Raw genomic sequence first — 17,833 nt, forward strand, 5'->3', positions numbered from 1 at the left:
CGCGTAAGCGAAGTAGGCGCCGAGCATGTAGAAGCTGGCATGCGCAAAATTGAGCACGCCCATCATGCTCAGGATCAGCGTCAGTCCTGACGACAGCATGAACAGCAGGAGCCCGTAGCTCAGGCCGTTCAGCAAGGTGATAGCAGCGAATTCCATGTTGGCCCCGGGGCGCGCAGAGGCGGCTCGCAGGCACCCGCAGGTGACCGCCGCCGGCAGGCGCGCAGAGAATGTTTCGATGGGAACGGGTGCGGCGCAAAACCCCGCACGCGCGCATGAGGACGAGCGCTTATCCCGGACGCTTCATCTGGCAGGAGGTCGGCTGCGTTGCCACATGCCGCTCCACCTTCTGGTCGGTTTTCCAGCCGAACCCGGTGTTCTCCTGGTCGAACTTCACGTCCTTGCCGTTGACCTTCGTCCAGGTGGCCACATACAGCGGCTGCTGCAGCTGGTGGTCGGTCTTGCGCATCTCCACCTCGCCGTTAAGGCTGGTCACCTTCATGCCTTCCATCGCCAGCGCGACCTTGATCGGATCGATGCTCCTGGTCTCCTTGATCGCCTTGGAGAGCATCGCGACACCGGTATAGGTCGCCGACATGTAGTAGTCGTCGTTGTACTTCTTCTTGAACGCCTCGACGATGTTCTGGCCGGTGGCGCCGGGCCCGTTGACGTTCCAGTAGCTCACTGTCTTGACCCGGCCTTCGCCGGCCGCGCCCATCGCGGTCGGCACACCGGTGGTCGCGCCGTAGTAGGTGTAGAAATTCGCTTCGAGCCCGGCATCCTTGGCTGCCTTGATCAGCAGCGCCAGGTCGGTGCCCCAGTTGCCGGTGATGACGCTGTCGGCGCCGGATGCCTTGATCTTTGCGACATAGGGCGAGAAATCCTTCACCTGCCCGATCGGGTGCAGGTCGTCGCCCACGATCTCAACGTCCGGTCGCTTGCGCTTCAGGTATTCCTTGGCGGCCTTGGTCACCTGGTGGCCGAGCGCGTAGTTCTGGCCGATGATGTACACCTTCTTGATGCCCTTGTCCTTCTCCATGACGGAAGTCATCGCTTCCATCTTCATGTCGGAGTTCGCATCCAGCATGAAATGCCAGAAGCTGCACTTGCTGTTGGTCAGGTTGGGATCGATTGCCGCATAGTTGAAGAAGACGATCTCCTTGCCCGGATTGCGCTCGTTGTGCTTGTTGACGGCATCGACCAGCGCAAGCGCCGCGCCGGATCCGTTGCCCTGGATGATGTAGCGGAAGCCCTGGTCGATGATGGTCTTCAGCACGACCAGCGACTCCTGCGGGCTGCCCTTGTTGTCGAACCCGACGACCTCGATCGTGTGGTCGCCCGCCCATTTGTCCTTGTTGGCGATCTCGGCTGCGAACTGCCAGCTCTTGAGCGTGTTCTGCCCGATCGGCGCGAACGGCCCGGACAGCGGGTCGATGAATGCCATCCGGACGGTGTCGGCGAACGCCGCGACTGGGCCGGCCATGAGAAGAACGGCGGAGGCGGCCAAGGCCGAAGAGCGAAGCGAGAGTTTCATCTGGTATCTCCTGAGGTAGTTATCGTGGTTGCTGCGGTAAGTGCTGCGCTGGTGACTGCGCTGGTGACTGCCATCTCAGGCGCCAGGCAGCGTGTAGTGTCTGAGCTGGTCGCGAATCTCGTTCTTCAGGATCTTGCCGGTGGCGCCGACCGGCAATGCATCGACGAAGACGACGTCATCGGGTGTCCACCACTTCGCGATCTTGCCGTTGTAATGCGCGAGCAGCTCGTCCCTGGTCACGCTGCCGTCCGGCTTGCGCACGACGACGAGCAGCGGACGTTCGTCCCACTTCGGATGGAACACGCCGATGCACGCCGCCTGCTTCACGGCGGGATGCGCCATGGCGATGTTCTCGAGGTCGATGGAGCCGATCCATTCGCCGCCCGACTTGATGACATCCTTGCTGCGGTCGGTGATCTGTATGTATCCCTCGACGTCGATGGTCGCGACGTCGCCGGTGACGAACCAGCCGTCATCCAGCGCCGCCTTGTCCGCAGTCCGGAAATAGCCGCTGGCCACCCAGTGCCCCCTGACCTGCAGGTTGCCGCAGGTCTTTCCATCCCACGGCAATTCACTTCCGCCGTCGTCGACAATCCGGACATCGACCCCGTAGATGACGTGGCCCTGTCGCCGCAGGATCGCTTCCTGCGCTTCGCGGGGCAAGTGCAGGTGATGGTGCTGGAGGTGGCAGACGGTGCCGAGCGGCGACATCTCCGTCATTCCCCAGGAATGCACGAGCTCCACCCCGTAGCGCGTCCGGAACACCTTCATCATCTCCGGCGGGCAGGCCGAACCGCCGACCAGCGCCCGACGGAAGCTCGTGAACGCCAGCTGGTTCTGTTCGACGTACTCGAGCAGGCCATGCCATACCGTCGGCACCCCTGCCGAGAAGGTCACTTTCTCCTGCTCGAACAAGGCATGGAGCGACTTGCCGTCCAGCGCCGGCCCGGGGAACACCAGCTTGGCGCCGGTGAGCGGTGCCGAATACGGGATGCCCCAGGCGTTCACATGGAACATCGGCACGGCCGGCAGCACGACCTCGCGGCCGGAGATGTTCAGCGCATCGGGCATGCAGGATGCGTAGGTGTGCAGAACTGTGGATCGGTGCGAGTAGAGGACACCCTTGGGATTGCCGGTGGTGCCCGAGGTATAGCAGAGCGTCGCGGCGGCATTCTCGTCGAACACGGGCCACCTAAAGTCATCCGCGTTCTGCGCGATCAGCTCCTCGTAGCACAGCAGGCCGGGAATCCGCGCCCCGGCGGGCATGTGAGCCCGGTCCGTCATCGCGACATAGCGCTTGATCGTCGGGCAGCGCGCGGCGACCGATTCCACCAGGTGAAGGAACGTCAGGTCGAAGAAGAGACAGCCGTCCTCGGCATGATTGATGATGTAGGCGACCTGGTCGGGATGCAGTCTCGGGTTGATCGTGTGGTTCACCGCCCCCGAGCCGGAAATGGCGTAGTACAGCTCCAGGTGGCGGTAGCCATTCCAGGCCAGCGTGCCCACCCGGTCGCCCATCCCGACGCCGAGGGCCTGCAGTGCGGACGCCAGTTGGCGCGCGCGCTGGTGGCATTCGCGGTAGGTGTACCGGTGGATGTCGCCTTCGACCCGCCGCGAGACGATCTCGTTGCCGCCGAAGTGGCGGTCCGCATGCTGGATGAGGCTGGAGATCAGCAAGGGCTGCTGCATCATCTGGCCCATCAAGGGGCTCTTTGGGTAATGTGACATCGGTTCCCGGGATTTCGTATGGCGAGCGTTGGTTCTTCCTGCACGGCCGCTTCCTGCTCATGCGCGGCGGCTTCCGCTATCGTGTCCGACGCGACGGCGTGCAGGAGGAGTGTCGGGGATTGCATGTGGAATTGCTATGTTCATTTCCACATCGATTTAGTGATCTTGTGTGTTTAATCCACTTCGTGTCGCGAGCCGCGCGACCATGATCCCGCCGGGATGCGCATGGCACGTCGTGCCATACACGGCCGGCGTGCCGACGGTGGCGCTGCTCGCCACCGCTCCGTGCACCCCACGGCGGTTACGGGACGGACGATGTTCAAAGAGGCGCGCGGCGAGCGATGGCAACGTACGCCGATCTGCGAGGTGAGGCGAGGCGGAGTGAGGTGAGCTTGATACGGTGCGGTGAAGCCGATGAGAGTCGCGGTCATTCGCGTCGCGCGCCGCCCAGGAAGAGCGGCGCATCGGTGCCCCGCCCCACCGACCGCGGTTAAGGCGCTCAGCGCGAGAAGCCGGCCTTGGCGAGCTCCAGGCGGTATTGCTCCCAACCGGAGCCCGGCACCATCTCGTCGCGGCGGTCCCTGATTTCGCCTAGCCGTGCCTGGAGATCCCTCACCGGGTCATCCGTCCTGCCGACGAAGATGCCCTTTGTCATGGTGATGTGCGCGGCCTCGAAGCTCCCCGCCCCCGCCAGCAAGATCATGCGCGTCGGCGCATCCTCGGCCGCGAGTGCGACCACGGCCGGACTGACCGCCTCCGGGCTGAGTCCCTCCAGTTCCTCCGGGGAGAGGACGCCTTCCGTCATTGCCGTCGCGGCGCTTGGCGCGAGCGCATTCACCCGGATGTTGTACTTGGCTCCCTCCAGCGCCAGGGTCTGCATCAGGCCGACCACTGCCATCTTCGCGGCGCTGTAGTTGGCCTGGCCGAAATTCCCGTAGAGGCCGGAGGAGGACGAGGTCATGATGATGCGGCCGTACTGCTGCCCGCGCATCCGCTCCCAGACCGCCTTGGTGCAGTTGACGGCGCCCATCACATGCACATCCAGCACCAGACGGAAGTCGTCGAGCGTCATCTTGGAAAAGCTCTTGTCGCGCAGGATGCCGGCGTTGTTGACCAGGATGTCGACGCGGCCCCATTCACCGGCTGCGCGCGCCACCATGTCCTCCATCTGCGCAAAGTCCCTGACGTCGCCGCCCACGGCCATGGCGACGCCGCCCTCGCGAAGGATGCGGTCCGCGACTTCCCTGCCGGGCGTGCCCGGGCCGCTTCCGTTGATATCGTTGACCACCACCCTGGCCCCGTGCCTGGCGAGGGCAAGCGCGTGCGCGCGACCGAGGCCGCTGCCGGCGCCGGTAACGATGGCGACGCGGCCGTCCAGTTGCTTGTTCATTGCTCTTTCTCCTTGTGGGTATGCGTGTGCGGGCGCCCCCGGCGAGGACGGCGTGCCCCGCTGGATACCATCCCTTGCTCTGCTGGCAGTGTCACGGATTGCAAGGCTATAATCCATGTTGAACAGCACACTTTTGCCGTCTCCACGTGTGTCAATGTGACACACGCGCCTCGGTCGGCCGGCGTGCGGCAGGCACAGCCGCCTTTTGATGCCATGCCTGCACTTGCACGGTGGGCTGCCGGTCATCCCATTCCACACGCAGCAGGACGTTCATGAGCCATCGCATTGAAGAACTTGCCCTCGATCTGGTCGGACTCCTGCACCGGAATGCCACTCTAGAGGAATTCAGCGCCCGCCTTGCCAGGCTGGAGGCGTCTCCTGGCGGAACCGATGAAAAAGCCGCGGCCGCCGCCACGGTGGAGATGGCGATGGCGGTCAAGCGGCGGCTGGAGCAGCACGAGTCCAGCGAGCGCGGGCTGCTGGCGCTGGTCGACTCGGCCAAGGACCTGTCCAGCCAGCTGGATCTGACCAGCCTGCTCAATGCCATCGTGGACCGGGCAAGGAACCTGCTCGGATCGCATCTCGCGTGGCTTACCGTGTACAACGAAGAGACGGCGCAGTTTCGCGTCCTGGCGACGGCCGGCGCGACCTCCTCGGGCACGACGAGGATGACGGTCAGCCACCAGTACGGCATCGCCGGGGTGGTGCTGGCGACGCAGGCGCCGTTTCACACGCCGAACTACCTGCTCGACCAGCGCTTTCCGCACGACGCCGAACTCGACGACATTTTCCGCAACGAGGGCGTGGCAGGGATGGCGGGTGTTCCGCTGCTGCTCAATGACAGCGTGGTGGGCTTGCTGTTCGTCGCCGACCGCTACGACCGCACCTACAGCGCGTCGAGCATCTCCATCCTGAGCGCAATGGCAAGCCACGCGGCGGTCGCGGTCAACAATGCGAAGGCGTTCGAGCAGGCCCGCACGGCGCTGCAGGAGGCAGACCGTGCGCGGGAGGCGCTGGAGCGCTACGCGCGCGGTGTGCAGGACTCCGCCGAAGCGCACGAACAGCTCACCTCCCTGCTCGCGCGCGGCGCGTCGCTGGCCACGCTAGTGCAAACCGTCGCCCAGTTGCTGCAGGGCGCCGTCCTGGTCCTGGACGAAGCCTTCCAGGTCATCGACCGCGCCAGTGCGCCGGGCTATGCCAGCAAGGCCGCGGAAAACTATGCCCCGCACAGCGACCGGAGCGCCGCCATCACGCAGGCCATCCGGGCCAGCCGGCAGGGAGGCCGGTCGGTGATCGCCTGGCGCGAGGACACCGAAGTCTGCCGGGTCGTCGCGGTCATCGGCGGCAGCGACCTGCTCGGTGCGGTCCTGCTGTTCCGGCCCGAGGATCTTGCCGACATCCCGGTCCGTACCTTCGAGCGAAGCGCCAGCGTGATCGGGATCATGCTGCTCTCGCAGGAACGGATGGAGGCAAGCAGGCACAGCGAGGTCGCCGGGTTCCTGCGCTCGCTCATCTCGGCCCACTCGGAGGCGCGGGCCTCGATGCCGGAGCAGGCCAGGCACCTTGGCCTGGACCTTGCCCAGTCGCTGTCACTCATCCTCATCGAGACGGAGCAACCCAAGCCCGACTTTGTCGCCCGCCGCTTGCGCGCGCGTATGCCGCAGGGTGTCCTTCTGGACGAGGTGGACGGCGCGGTCGTGATCGTCTGCGCGACCGCCCGGACAGAGGAGGTCGTGCAGGTGTTTTCGGCGATGGCGGAACGCGAGCTCGGCGGCCCGTACCGCGGCATCCTGTCCAAGCCGATGCAATGGCACGGGGCGGTGCCGGGCGTGTACGGCGCCTTGCGCCGGGGACTGTCGGTCCTGCGCAGGATCGGCGCAAAGGGACGGATCATCGAACAGAATCAGATGGCCCTGTATTCGGTGCTGTTCGAGTCCCACGACCGGGAAAGCCTGAAAGCCTTCATCAACGCGAGCATCGGACCGCTCGTCGCATACGACCAGAAGCGCGGCACGCAGATAGCGGAGACCTTGCTCAACTACCTGGACAGCAACCAGAACGCCAAGTCGACCGCAAGCAACCTGGGCATACACGTCAACACCGTGCGGCAGCGGCTGGCCAATGTCGATGAGCTGCTCGGCCAGTGGAGCAGCTCGAGCCGCGTGCTGGAAATCCATGTCGCGCTGCGCCTGCGCAGTCTGACCGGGTTCGACACCTGACCCGCTGGCGGCGTCGTGCGCCGCACATCGGCCGGCCTGCTCCGAGAAGGACGTCGGATTGCAAGGTCGAACCCGGGCACGAGGCCGGGTTCGATCGCCGTCTTCTGGCCGTTCAGTTGGCGCAGGTGAAGGACGCAGCCCGGTTCACGTCTCCGCTGCCGTTATATTTCGGCCACTTCGGATAGTCGCACAGCGGCCGGGTACGGCCGGGTACGCCGGCTGTGTCGGTCACCACCTGGCTCGCCGGAGCGGCGCCCTTCTCCACCCAGTTCTCCAGTGCGGCGAGCGAGTCCCACGCCGCGTTGAAGGTCGTGCTGGCGGCATGTCCATAACCGGGCACTTCGTAGTACCGGGCGAACTTGCCGACTTCCGACGGCCCCATCCGGCTCTGCAGCCGCTGGTAATAGTCCTCGGTCGCGCGGCTGCTCACCAGGATGTCGGACAGTCCGTGCGCCAGCAGCAGCTTTCCTCCCCTGGCTGCAAACGCATCCAGATTCACGCGGGTGTCCAGCAGGGTGCTCAGCTCGCTGATGCGCCCGCCCCACGGTCCCGGGTTTTCCGGGTCCAGCGTGAGCGAGTTGAAGAGCGGGTCGCGCGTCACCGAATATTTGATCCATTGATCCACCAGGACGCTGACATAGGGCGCAGTGCGCGGCATGGGCATGGCCGGCTGTGAGGTACCGAGCGCGAGGAAGGTGACCGTAGGCTGCAGCGGTGACGGGTTGGACGTGATGCCGAGGTCCGCGCCCCAGACGTTCACCCCTGGATAGCGTGTCTCGCCGCTGGCAAGCGAGAAGTTGAAGCGGGTATCCTGGTCGAGCGATTTGAGGGCGGCGATCTGGGTGTCCGAAAGACAGGTATCGCCTGCATCGGTACCGCCGGCGCAACGCACCGGATCGCCGTTGTGGACGGCGGTGGATGGGTCGAACGTCGCATTGCAGAGCCGTTGATTGCTGATCAGGCCGTCCGTTGCGCCATCGAGACCGTCGCATGCGGCAACGGCGGCGTTATAGACCAGCGCGCGCTTTGCCGGGCTGGGATAGGCACCGGGCTGTGCCAGCAGCCGGGTCACGCGCTGGCCGGCAAGCAGGGCGCCCGTATCGTTCCATGCCGGATACCACGCGATCGCGCCGTCCCAGTCGGCGGGCCAGCGCGTGATTGCCGCGAGCGCCTCGCGGCCGCCGGTCGACCCGCCGGCAAAGTAGGATTTCTCGATCCTGTCCACGCCATACCGGGCCTTGATCAGGTGGATCGCCGCATCGCGGGTCTTCTTCAACGCATCGCCGCCGAAATTGCGGGCCGCTTCTTCGTTCAGTGCAAACGATCCGTCCTGCGAGCCATACTCGTTGGCCTGGTGTCCGGAATCGCTGGCAAAGGTCGCGTAGCCGCGGGCGACAGGCCGCAACTGGTCGGCGGGCCCCGCCGGCACGTTGGCGGTGACGCTCGGAATGCTGCCGTCGAATCCGCCACCGCCGAACATGACGACCTTTCGGTTCCACTCGGTCGGCATGGCTACCCTGAAGCGGATTTCCGGCGCGGTCTTGTCGTCCGGCGCAATGCTGCCGCTGACAAGACAGTGTTCGGGGATCGTGTTCGCGCCGCTGCCGCTGGCTGCGACCACCGCGGCGCTGGTCACCACGCCGCCCGAGGTGGGCATGCCGATCGATGCGGCAGGAATGGTCGCGCCCTCGAGCTGTGCACAGGCCGTCGGCAGCAGCGTTGCCGGCGGGGCCGATGTCGCGCTGCCACCCCCGCCACCCCCGCATGCCGTCAGCATCATCACGACCAGGGCGGGGCATGAAACCGGTATTGCAGCCTTCAGATCTTTCATGTTGTCTCCGTTATCAAGTTGGCGCCCGGGCGAGCGCCTTGTTCGTCCCGCGCACCGCGCATGAAGAACGCGGACGCCGACGGCAGGGCTGCCGGCGCAACAGGACGTCAAATGATTCTATGCACGCTGCGGAATGCCTCAATGTGCACGGGAGACATAAAGATGATGCGCTTGTGTCGTCGGCGGCCATCCAGGGCACGACGAAGCGACGGGGTGCGACAGATATCTTTCTCTGCCGAGATATATTGGGGATAGTGGCCGCGTCGGCGGCGCGAAGGGATCATGAAACGGTGTGCGGACGGCGCCGGCGCCGGTGACCTCGGTGACGGTGCGCCGCGGCAGGACCGCCGGCGGCAGACAGTTGAAGGAAACGCGCGGCTCAGTCCTGACCGGCGGAAGGCGAAATCCGCTTGAGGCGCTGGCCGAAGATGCCCCATACGACTTCCACGCCGTCCAGGGTGGCGCACAGTGCCCAGCCGCTGCCTATCCTGCATGGCTGGACCGTGACCCCCAGCTCGCTGCCGACCTGCTGCGCCCATTGCCTCGCGGCGCCTTGTCCCTTGAACAGCTCGTTGCCGTCCACTTCGACGGTGCCTTCGAACACGGGCTTGGAAAATACGCTCATAGGATTCCTTGAATTGTGGCTGCCTGCGACCACGCCGTCTGTCTGGAATGGATGGCGTCGCGGGTACGCAGGATATACCTTTACGATCGATAGCGACGGGCCGCACTGCCCCTCGCCTGGCCTGTTTCCCTCATCATTAACGACAGGGATGTACCAAAGTCGGCTCTCGACGCGATGCAGCCGTGCGGCCGGTTCCGGGAGACACCAGAATCGCGTAACTGAAGGTGGAGCTTAGGCTGGCGCCGGCTCCAAAGCCTTGGCAAGCAGAACCTGTCCATCCTGGCCGTCTAAGCAATACATCACCTGGTCCGCAACCGCAACGAGTGCCACATGCGATTCGCGCGCCATGTCATGCCGCTGATCCACCGATGTTTCCCAGCAGCGCTTCAGAGATCAGGCGAACGATTTGGCTCGCATGGACCGGCTTGACCAGGTGGACGTCGAATCCGGACTTTGCTGTTGCGTTCCGGTCCTCGGCCTGCCCCCAGCCGGTCACGGCCACTAGCGTCATGCCTTTTCCCCAAGCTTGTTCGCGGATCCACCTCGCGACCTCGTTCCCTGTCGCGAACGGCATCCCGATATCCAGTATGGCTACGTGGGGAGGCGCCTCCTTCGCCAACTGCATGGCGGATCGCCCGTCATAGGCAGTGCAGACGGTGTACCCTTCCATGCGAAGTACGTCGCTGAGCAGGTCAGCGGCATCCACGTTGTCGTCCGCTACAAGAATCCTTCCATGACGTGCGGATCTGGATGCCGGCTCCTGCGGAGAGGGATGTGATTCAGCATGCGATTGCAGCGGCAATGTGATCCTGAACCGAGCTCCGCGTCCAGAACCCTCACTATCAGCCTTGACCGACCCACCGTGCAAGCCAACGAGCGTACGCACGACTGCCAGGCCAATTCCAAGACCAATCGTACCCCCGCCGGCCTTTGACTGGCCCTGGTAGAACATCTCGAACACCTGGTCCAGCTTGTCAGGCTCAATGCCGATGCCATTGTCTGTAATCTCGATGGTGGCCTTGCCACCGGCTGCTTCCGCCCAAATGGCGATGCGTCCGCCGGGGGGCGTGAACTTGGCAGCGTTCCCGAGAATGTTGGCGATGACCTGGGTCAACCGCACTTCATCGCCCTGCACGTAAATCGGCGACTGGGGCAGGTTCATGGCGACCTCGTGTCCGAACGGTTCTATCAGCGGCTTGGCGCTTTCATAACCGAGCTCGATCACGCGACGCATATCCAGCGGTTTCAATTCGAGCTCAATCTTGTTGCGGGTGATGCGGCTCAAATCGAGCAAATCGTCCAGCAGCTTGCCCATGTGTGCCGTCTGACGGTCAATGACGGCGCGGGCCTTGTCGATAACTTCCGGCGAGCCGACATGCCGCAGCAGTTCAATGGCGTAGCCAATGGCCGCCACCGGATTGCGCAATTCGTGCGACAGCACCGACAAGAATTCTGTCTTCTGCCGGTTGGCGGTTTCCAGTTCCCTTTGGGTCTGCTTGAGCGACGTAACGTCCATGAAGGCGCCCACCGCTCCACGCACCTGGCCTGCCTTGTCTCTCAAGGGGGATGTATTGACGAGCAGGTTGATCGTCCGCCCGTCCCGAAGCCGCGCCTCGATCTCTTCTCCACGAACATCCAGACCTGTTCGCGCCGTATGCTGCATCGGCAGCTGCTCCAGCGGGACTTCCAACCCGTTGCGAAACGACTGGAAAGGCTGCGCGGAGGTGTCCGTCGCACCAGCCGATATATCCAGATTCGGCTTTATTCCAAGCAGGTCGGCGATGTAAGGCGTGAACATGATGCTGTTGGCCCGGGGATCGCGACTGATGGCTACACCCACCGGCAGCACGTTCAGGATGGTCTGCAGCTCTTCCTGCTGGCGCAACAACTCCTCCCGGACGGCAACCTCATCGCTCACGTCCCGCGCAGTGCCGATGACCATCTTCGGGTCATCGCGGGTGCTTCGGATCACTCTCCCGCTCGACGCAATCCAACGCCAATGACCGTCCTCGCCGCGGGCCCGGAATCGGGCAGCGTAGTCGCGCTCGCCGTCCAGGGCTGCTTCCCACGACGCGGTCACCCCGGGCCGATCGTCCGGATGTACGTCGTTCAGCCAATCGTCAAAACTGGCATGAGCAAATCCCTCTGGCCGGCCGAACATCGGGCCTATGGCGGATGAGTAGAAGACCTCATTGCTTTGAAGGTCCACCTGCCACGTGCCCATGCGTGCCGAGGCCAGTGCGATCTCCAGCCGTACCTTTGCCAAAGTCTCCCGCTCCAGCGCCTGGGACAATTGTTCACGCTGCCGGCTTCGGTCTACGCACGCTCGCACCGCGTAAGGAATGCGCGGATAGTGCTTGGCTGTCTTGGTAATGTAGTCGTCCAGTCCTTCTTTCATGGCACTGACGGCGACTTCCTCGTTGCCGCTGCCGGTAAACATGATGACCGGCTTGTCGGGAAAAAGCCGCTTCATCTCCCGCAGAACTTCCGTGCCACTACTCCAGCGCAGATGGTAATCCGTAATGACGACATCGAACCTGTTGCGCTCGCTCGCCGCCGCAAGCGCCTGCGGGTCCCCAACATGTTCGACCTGCACGCCTTCGATATGCTGTTTCAGCTCGCGCTCGACCAGCGCTCGGTCGTCCGGGTTGTCGTCTACCAGCAAGACAGTGAGGTTTGTCATGTTTCTGTTCACCTCAAGCGCGTCCAAGTTCGATCCAGAAGGTGGATCCCACGCCCGGCGTCGAATCCACGCCGACGCGCCCGCCCATCCGCTCGATGCCCTTCTTGACTATCGCAAGCCCGATCCCTGTCCCCGGAAACTCTTCCTCGCCGTGCAGCCGCTCGAAGACATTGAAGATGCGGGCGAATGCCTGCTCCTCGATCCCGATGCCGTTGTCCTGCACCATAATCCTGATTGCGGAACCGCTGCCATCGGCTACCGCTTCCGCCTTGATCGAAACTGATGCGCGACGGCCGGGCTGCACGAACTTGCATGCATTCGACAGCAGGTTCGTCAGTGCCTGGACCAGTGTAGACCGGTGCGCCTTCACGGCGACGTTCGCATCTGCGCTGATATGGATGGTCGCCTGCCTGTAGGCCGACTCGGATTGCAGGTTCGCCTCGGCCTCTTGCACCGCGTCTCGCACGGAAACATATTCGACTGGGATATCCGCCCGGGACAGTCGCGCGAACTCCAGCAGATCCGATACCATCAGGTCCACCCGTCGCGCAATGGCGTCGATGCGATCAACGTAAGCCGCGAGCGTTGCTGCCTGCACGGTGCCGAAGTCTTGGCGCAGCGCATGGGCGTAGCCCTGGATGGTGCGCAGGGGCTCGCGCAGGTCGTGGGAGACCGAGAATCCAAATGCTTCCAGCGCCTCGTTGGCTTCCTGAAGCTGTCGGGTACGCTCGAGGATCCGATGCTCTAGCTCGGCATTGAGGCGATGAATCTCGGCACCGGCGCGCCGCAAGGAGGTTGCATCTTCGACGATGCCATCGACGGCGTCGTGGCCATTGACCTTGACCCTGACCAGCTTGACCACATAGAAGCGGCTTCCCGTCCTTTTGTCGTCAAATTGCGCTTGGACTTCCGCCGCGTCCAAAGTCTTCTGCAGTGCCGTCAGCTTCTCCCGGATCCTTGCCATCAACGGATGGGAGTTGATATCCGTAGTGCCCGAGTCTTCCGCCAGCATGTTGCGCAACGCCGCGTTCGCTTCTTCAACCTGGCCTTCGAGAGACATGCGAAACACGCCAAGTTGGATGTTCTCCAGCAGGGTCGAAAGCCGGGTTTCCGAACGAATGGCACGCGAGCGTATTTCCGCGCGGTCCAGGCAGGTGCGTACTGCCACCGGCAGACGCGCGTAATGCCGGGGGCTCTTGATCACATAGTCGTCAAGCCCCAGCTTCATCGCTTCGACCGCAATCTCCTGGGTACCAGTGGCAGTGAACATGATGACCGGTCGCTCCGGGTCATATGCCTTGACTCGCTTGAGCACATCCAGCCCGGTGCTCCACCGCATCTGATAGTCCGTAATGATCAGGTTGAAAGCGATCCCTGCCTGCATCTGCTGTTCGAATCCAGCCCGGTCTCCCACTTCTTCTATCTGGCAGCCGGAAAAGTGCCGTTCAAGCTCGCGGCGCGCCAGTGCACGGTCGTCGGGGTTGTCATCCAACAAAAGAATAGTCAGCGTCATCGGGATTTTCAAACACCGCCAGCCACCCGCGGCGCGGTCAGATTAATGTCAAGCCAGTACAGGCCAAGCACGGTCAGCATCCTGACGAGTTCATTGAGCGCAATCGGTTTTTGCAAGTACGAATTGGCGCCGCGCTGGTACGCTTGCCGGATGTCTTCGTCTTGCGCCGATGACGTCAACACCACCACCGGCGTTGTGGCAAACGCGGGGCGGGCGCGTATCCAGTGGAGCACTTCCAGGCCGGAACGTCTGGGAAGCTTCAGGTCGAGCAGGATCAGGGATGGCAAAGGAAATGCCTGCCGGTCCTCGTATGCTCCACTCCCGTCAAGATACGCGACAGCCTCGTCGCCGTCGCAGGCTACCGCCAGCGATGCCTGCAGCCCGGCCTTCCTGACGGCGCGGCGCGTGAGCAGCACATCGTCGGGATTGTCTTCCACGAGCAGAATTGACGGCAATCCAACCCTTTGCAACGCGGCATCCATACTGCTCATCCATTGCTCCTCGGCGCAACCGGCAGTTCGATTGCAAACCTGGTGCCGCCTTCAAGCACGTTGTCGACTTCAACCGTCCCGCCCATCCGCTCGATGGCCTTCTTCACAATTGCCAATCCGATTCCTGTTCCGGGATACTGTTCTTGACCGTGCAAGCGCTCGAACACCCTGAAGATCCGTTCCCGGTGCACTGGATCGATGCCGATCCCGTTATCTGCAATGAGAATCCGAGCCTTCCCGCTGACTGCGACGGTAGAGATGTGAACCTGAGGGTGTTTTCCAGGAGCAACAAATTTTAGCGCATTCGATAGCAAATTGGCTAAGACCTGCACCAGCATGCCTTCATTCGCCCAAACCCGTGGCATGGGCTCCTCGATGGTTATCCGGGCCCCGGTCTCGTTGATTTGCGCCTCCAGGTCGCGCTGCACAGTCTGCATGACACGCCCGACATCCACCTGCCGAAGTTGCAACTCGCTGCGAGACAGGTGGCTGTACGCCAGAAGATCCGTAATGAGGCGATCCATACGCGCAACGGCAGCCTGGATCCGGCTGGTGAACAACTTGCCCTCCTCCGAAAGACGCTCCGACTCGTCTTCCAGCAGTGCGGCAGCAAAGCCCTCCACGTTGCGCAAAGGCGCCCGCAAGTCGTGGGCGACCGTATGGGCAAATCCCTGCAACTCGGCATTGGCCTCGGTGATCTGCTCAGTGCGCTCCTGGACACGCTGCTCCAGCATCTGGTTGGCTTCCAGTAGTTGTAGCCGCGCCGTCCTGAGTTGCTCACTCTCCAAGCGCAGGCGTGCGGCATCCCGCTCGGCAAGGGTACGCAGAAGGATGAGCAAGCCAAACGAGAGTGCAAAGACAGCGCCCACGGCGATCACCAGTTCCTGCCGGGCGCGTTCAACCCGCGATTGTCGCTCCTGCAGGAGGCGCTGCTCCTCGGCCCTGATCGCACCGGCTCTTCCCACTATTGCCGCTTTCTGCTGCCTTCCCGATTCCAGCAGAGCCGGGTCAATCTCAACTCCCTGCAGCTTGAGTTGCAGAACATTCTCAAGAAGAGACACGCGTTGCGCTATCAGTAGCCTCAACTCCTGAATACGCTTCTGCTGGCCGGGATTGTCGGCAGTCAGGGCATGCAACCTGTCCACTTCCTCCGGCACCGCCTCAGCTTCTTGCCGATATGCCGCGAAATGCTCCTCGGCACCAGAAACCAGAAAACCGCGCTGGGCAGCCTCCGCCGAGTTGATCGACGTCAATACCATCTGCAGCCGCTCCAGCACCTCACGCGTATGAACCACCCATTGCCATGAGTCGGCCTCGCGCTGAATACTCTTTGTGACAAATATTGAGGTAACAGCCAGCACGCCGATACTCAAGGCAGTGGCTATCCACAACCAGATTGAGGACCGGGAAAACTGTCGTTGCATGGAGGAATACAAGCTTCGGACGGCCTGGGAAGCGACTATTATCCCCTAGCGACGCCGGCCCTGCTCGACAAGCAAAAGCAGTACCGCTCTATTCTGACTTTCCGGTCTCGATCCTGAGCAACCGTCGAAAGAGAGCAGGCCCGCACTCCTCTCCTGACAAATACCTTTCGTTCGCGAGATTTATAGATGCAATTCGCGCATGGGCTTAAGCCATTGAAGGCGACAAATGGTGGCTTGGATAGGCAGCCCCTCGGAAGAGACGAGCCTTCATGCGTCCAGAATGTCTTTGGTCACTCCGCCTTCTCCTGCCGAAGGACGTAGAATTGCACGCATCCAGCGCGATTTACAAGCAACGCGAAGGCGAACCTGTCAAGTGAAGACGCAACATGCATGTTCTGGTAATTGAAGACAATCCGGATATCGTTGCCAACCTGTTCGGCTTTCTTGAGCCGCTTGGTTACACGCTCGACGTCGCCCGTAACGGCTCCGCGGGCCTGCACCTCGCAATACAAAATAATTACGATGTGATTGTGCTCGACCTTTCGCTGCCGGGGTTGGATGGGGTGGAAGTCTGCCGTCGCCTGCGCGAAGAACATCACAATCCGGTACCCATCCTGATGCTTACCGCCCGGGATACCGAACACGACAAGGTGACCGGCTTGAGCGTCGGCGCGGACGATTACCTCGTCAAGCCATATTCGCTGCTGGAACTCGATGCCCGTCTCAAGGCACTGGTCCGGCGCGTGCGGAATGAACAGGTCCGGCACACGCTGACCTACGATGAGATCGAGCTGGACATGCGTACTGGTACCGCCGCCCGGGCCGGGAAAACCATTGCGATAACGCCGATCGGATACAAGATCTTGCTCGCCCTGCTGCGTCAGGCACCCCGGCTGGTCAGCCGCGAGGCTCTGGAGCGGGAAGTCTGGGGCGACAATCCACCGGAGAGCGATGCGCTGCGCACCCATATCCACGCGTTACGCCAGTCCCTGGACAAACCGTTCGAACGACCGATGCTCATTACCCGAGCCGGCCTTGGCTACCGTTTAGCCCCCGCCAATGCGACCTGATCCCTCCCTCAAGCGCCGCATCGCCCAGTCCTTCGTACTGTTGGCCGCGATTCTCGCGGCCTTTTTCTGCCTGGTTTCCTATACGGCCGTCGAGGTAATCGAATCCGAAGTCATGGACGACCGACTGGAGAAGATCAGCGAAGTGCTGATTGCCCACCATATCCGGCAGCAGCCTTATGAGCCTCCTCCAGGTGTCGAAGTTTTCATCAATGACGACTTGCCGTCCGAACTGCGCAACAGAGGGCCGGGAATCCATGAACTGCTGCTGGAGCAGAGGGAGGCGCAGGCCCTGATCAGCGACGCGAACGGTAACCGCTATGCGGTGGTTCAGGAGATGACGCAGTTCGAACACCTCGAATTCATCATCTTTTCGTCGCTCGGAATCGGTTTTCTCTCCAGTCTTGTGCTGGCAGTGATTCTCGGGTCGGCGACGTCGCGTCGCATCGTCGCTCCGGTCACGGCACTGGCCGACGCGGTAGCTGCAAACAGCCCTTCGTCCACACTGCCGGGCCTCGATAACGGTGACGAGATTGGCGTACTGGCACGCGCATTTGCTCACCGTACTGATGAGCTGCAGCGCTTTCTCATGCGTGAGCGGTTATTTACAAGTGACGTCAGCCACGAGTTGCGCACGCCGCTCACCATCATGCTTGGCGCAGCAGAGCTGCTTACACTGCGTCTTGCCAGCCAGCCGGCGCAGCGCGAAGTTGCCGAAAGAATAAGAAGGACGGCGGCTGAGACTACGGAGCGCGTCGCCGCATTGCTGTGGTTGTCGCGCGCGCCGGAACAGTTGGCTGCCTCGCGTACGGAGATCAACACGGTCATCCATGCGGAGCTGGAGCGCTACCTGCCTCTGCTGCAGGGAAAGTTCGTGCGGTGCGAAATCGAGGAGGCCGGTGCGGTCTGGGTGGACGCCAGGCCGGAACTGGTTGGCATTGCGGTCGGCAATCTGCTCCGCAATGCCATCCAGCATACCGAGCGCGGCAACGTGACTGTCAGGCTTGAGCAAACGCGCGTCGTGGTCGAGGACACCGGCCCGGGATTGCCAGATGCCGTCGCCGAGCGTTTGTTCGAGCGCTTCGTCCAGGGACGCAAGGATTCGACCGAAGGGACTGGCCTCGGCCTATCCATCGTAAAGCGGGTGGCGGAGCATCTGAGGTGGGACGTGCGGTTCGAGCGACCCGACAACGGTGGCAGCCGCTTCATCCTCGACTTCGCGCCTGTCGGCGCGCCGACCGAGACGGCGACATTGCGGTCCTGATATGGCCTTAACGCCTCCTTAACGCCTTGCTGCTTATGCTGCCCCTTTCAGTTACGCGGCAGGCAGC

The 17,833-nt window shown here is 62.7% G+C and carries 13 protein-coding genes; 3 read left to right on the forward strand and 10 right to left on the reverse strand.

Translation table 11 applies throughout. The annotated features are described in order from the left end of the window. From VIM12_RS12850 to VIM12_RS12865, 4 genes are all read right to left on the reverse strand, one after another. Window positions 1-156 (reverse strand): ABC transporter permease subunit (locus tag VIM12_RS12850; protein ID WP_414691796.1); only part of this gene is annotated, 156 nt, incomplete at its 3' end. Between the two features lie 130 nt (window positions 157-286). Next, on the reverse strand, window positions 287-1,480 hold the full coding sequence (locus VIM12_RS12855; protein ID WP_331942512.1) for a branched-chain amino acid ABC transporter substrate-binding protein: 1,194 nt from the start codon (window positions 1,478-1,480) through the stop codon (window positions 287-289). A gap of 126 nt (window positions 1,481-1,606) precedes the next feature. Next, the gene (locus VIM12_RS12860) at window positions 1,607-3,259 is read right to left on the reverse strand and encodes a 3-(methylthio)propionyl-CoA ligase (RefSeq protein ID WP_331942048.1); all 1,653 of its coding nucleotides are present in this window, start codon (window positions 3,257-3,259) and stop codon (window positions 1,607-1,609) included. Window positions 3,260-3,758: 499 nt separating this feature from the next. Continuing rightward, a complete protein-coding gene (locus VIM12_RS12865; protein ID WP_331942049.1) occupies window positions 3,759-4,649 on the reverse strand; it encodes an SDR family NAD(P)-dependent oxidoreductase in 891 nt (296 codons plus the stop codon). A 272-nt stretch (window positions 4,650-4,921) separates the two neighbouring features. Between VIM12_RS12865 and VIM12_RS12870 the strand changes: the two genes are divergently transcribed. Then, window positions 4,922-6,868: a helix-turn-helix domain-containing protein gene (locus tag VIM12_RS12870; protein WP_331942050.1), complete on the forward strand. Its 1,947-nt coding sequence runs from the start codon at window positions 4,922-4,924 to the stop codon at window positions 6,866-6,868. Window positions 6,869-6,980: 112 nt separating this feature from the next. On the opposite strand, the gene VIM12_RS12875 is transcribed toward VIM12_RS12870, so the two are convergent. The 6 genes from VIM12_RS12875 to VIM12_RS12900 all read right to left on the reverse strand — a co-directional run bounded on the left by VIM12_RS12875 (window position 6,981) and on the right by VIM12_RS12900 (window position 15,384). Then, window positions 6,981-8,699, reverse strand: coding sequence for a tannase/feruloyl esterase family alpha/beta hydrolase (locus tag VIM12_RS12875; RefSeq protein WP_331942051.1), 1,719 nt, complete (start codon window positions 8,697-8,699; stop codon window positions 6,981-6,983). A gap of 379 nt (window positions 8,700-9,078) precedes the next feature. Then, complete coding sequence (locus VIM12_RS12880) at window positions 9,079-9,324, reverse strand: hypothetical protein (RefSeq protein ID WP_331942052.1); 246 nt, start codon at window positions 9,322-9,324, stop codon at window positions 9,079-9,081. 349 nt (window positions 9,325-9,673) lie between these two features. Next, on the reverse strand, window positions 9,674-12,007 hold the full coding sequence (locus tag VIM12_RS12885; RefSeq protein WP_331942053.1) for a response regulator: 2,334 nt from the start codon (window positions 12,005-12,007) through the stop codon (window positions 9,674-9,676). A gap of 13 nt (window positions 12,008-12,020) precedes the next feature. Next, window positions 12,021-13,520 (reverse strand): sensor histidine kinase, encoded by a 1,500-nt coding sequence (locus tag VIM12_RS12890; protein ID WP_331942054.1) that lies wholly within the window; start codon window positions 13,518-13,520, stop codon window positions 12,021-12,023. An 8-nt stretch (window positions 13,521-13,528) separates the two neighbouring features. Further along, window positions 13,529-14,011, reverse strand: a complete 483-nt coding sequence (locus VIM12_RS12895) for a response regulator (RefSeq protein ID WP_331942055.1) — start codon at window positions 14,009-14,011, stop codon at window positions 13,529-13,531. Then, the gene (locus VIM12_RS12900; RefSeq protein ID WP_331942056.1) at window positions 14,008-15,384 is read right to left on the reverse strand and encodes a sensor histidine kinase; all 1,377 of its coding nucleotides are present in this window, start codon (window positions 15,382-15,384) and stop codon (window positions 14,008-14,010) included. The genes VIM12_RS12895 and VIM12_RS12900 overlap by 4 nt, the downstream gene beginning before the upstream one ends. Before the next feature lie 437 nt (window positions 15,385-15,821). On the opposite strand from VIM12_RS12900, the gene VIM12_RS12905 reads away from it, so the two are divergent. Beyond that, on the forward strand, window positions 15,822-16,505 hold the full coding sequence (locus VIM12_RS12905) for a response regulator transcription factor (RefSeq protein WP_331942057.1): 684 nt from the start codon (window positions 15,822-15,824) through the stop codon (window positions 16,503-16,505). Then, the gene (locus VIM12_RS12910) at window positions 16,495-17,766 is read left to right on the forward strand and encodes a HAMP domain-containing sensor histidine kinase (protein ID WP_331942058.1); all 1,272 of its coding nucleotides are present in this window, start codon (window positions 16,495-16,497) and stop codon (window positions 17,764-17,766) included. The genes VIM12_RS12905 and VIM12_RS12910 overlap by 11 nt, the downstream gene beginning before the upstream one ends. Window positions 17,767-17,833 lie beyond the last annotated feature (67 nt).

It is taken from the genome of Noviherbaspirillum sp., from assembly GCF_036563305.1.
Classification (GTDB): domain Bacteria; phylum Pseudomonadota; class Gammaproteobacteria; order Burkholderiales; family Burkholderiaceae_D; genus Noviherbaspirillum.

Excerpts from the sequence above, each read along its gene's own strand:
- VIM12_RS12855 (WP_331942512.1), bottom strand. The coding sequence starts at position 1,480 with ATGGCCGGCCCAGTCGCGGCGTTCGCCGACACCGTCCGGATGGCATTC.
- VIM12_RS12860 (WP_331942048.1), bottom strand. The coding sequence starts at position 3,259 with ATGTCACATTACCCAAAGAGCCCCTTGATGGGCCAGATGATGCAGCAG.
- VIM12_RS12865 (WP_331942049.1), bottom strand. The coding sequence starts at position 4,649 with ATGAACAAGCAACTGGACGGCCGCGTCGCCATCGTTACCGGCGCCGGC.
- VIM12_RS12870 (WP_331942050.1), top strand. The coding sequence starts at position 4,922 with ATGAGCCATCGCATTGAAGAACTTGCCCTCGATCTGGTCGGACTCCTG.
- VIM12_RS12875 (WP_331942051.1), bottom strand. The coding sequence starts at position 8,699 with ATGAAAGATCTGAAGGCTGCAATACCGGTTTCATGCCCCGCCCTGGTC.
- VIM12_RS12880 (WP_331942052.1), bottom strand. The coding sequence starts at position 9,324 with ATGAGCGTATTTTCCAAGCCCGTGTTCGAAGGCACCGTCGAAGTGGAC.
- VIM12_RS12885 (WP_331942053.1), bottom strand. The coding sequence starts at position 12,007 with ATGACAAACCTCACTGTCTTGCTGGTAGACGACAACCCGGACGACCGA.
- VIM12_RS12890 (WP_331942054.1), bottom strand. The coding sequence starts at position 13,520 with ATGACGCTGACTATTCTTTTGTTGGATGACAACCCCGACGACCGTGCA.
- VIM12_RS12895 (WP_331942055.1), bottom strand. The coding sequence starts at position 14,011 with ATGAGCAGTATGGATGCCGCGTTGCAAAGGGTTGGATTGCCGTCAATT.
- VIM12_RS12905 (WP_331942057.1), top strand. The coding sequence starts at position 15,822 with ATGCATGTTCTGGTAATTGAAGACAATCCGGATATCGTTGCCAACCTG.
- VIM12_RS12910 (WP_331942058.1), top strand. The coding sequence starts at position 16,495 with ATGCGACCTGATCCCTCCCTCAAGCGCCGCATCGCCCAGTCCTTCGTA.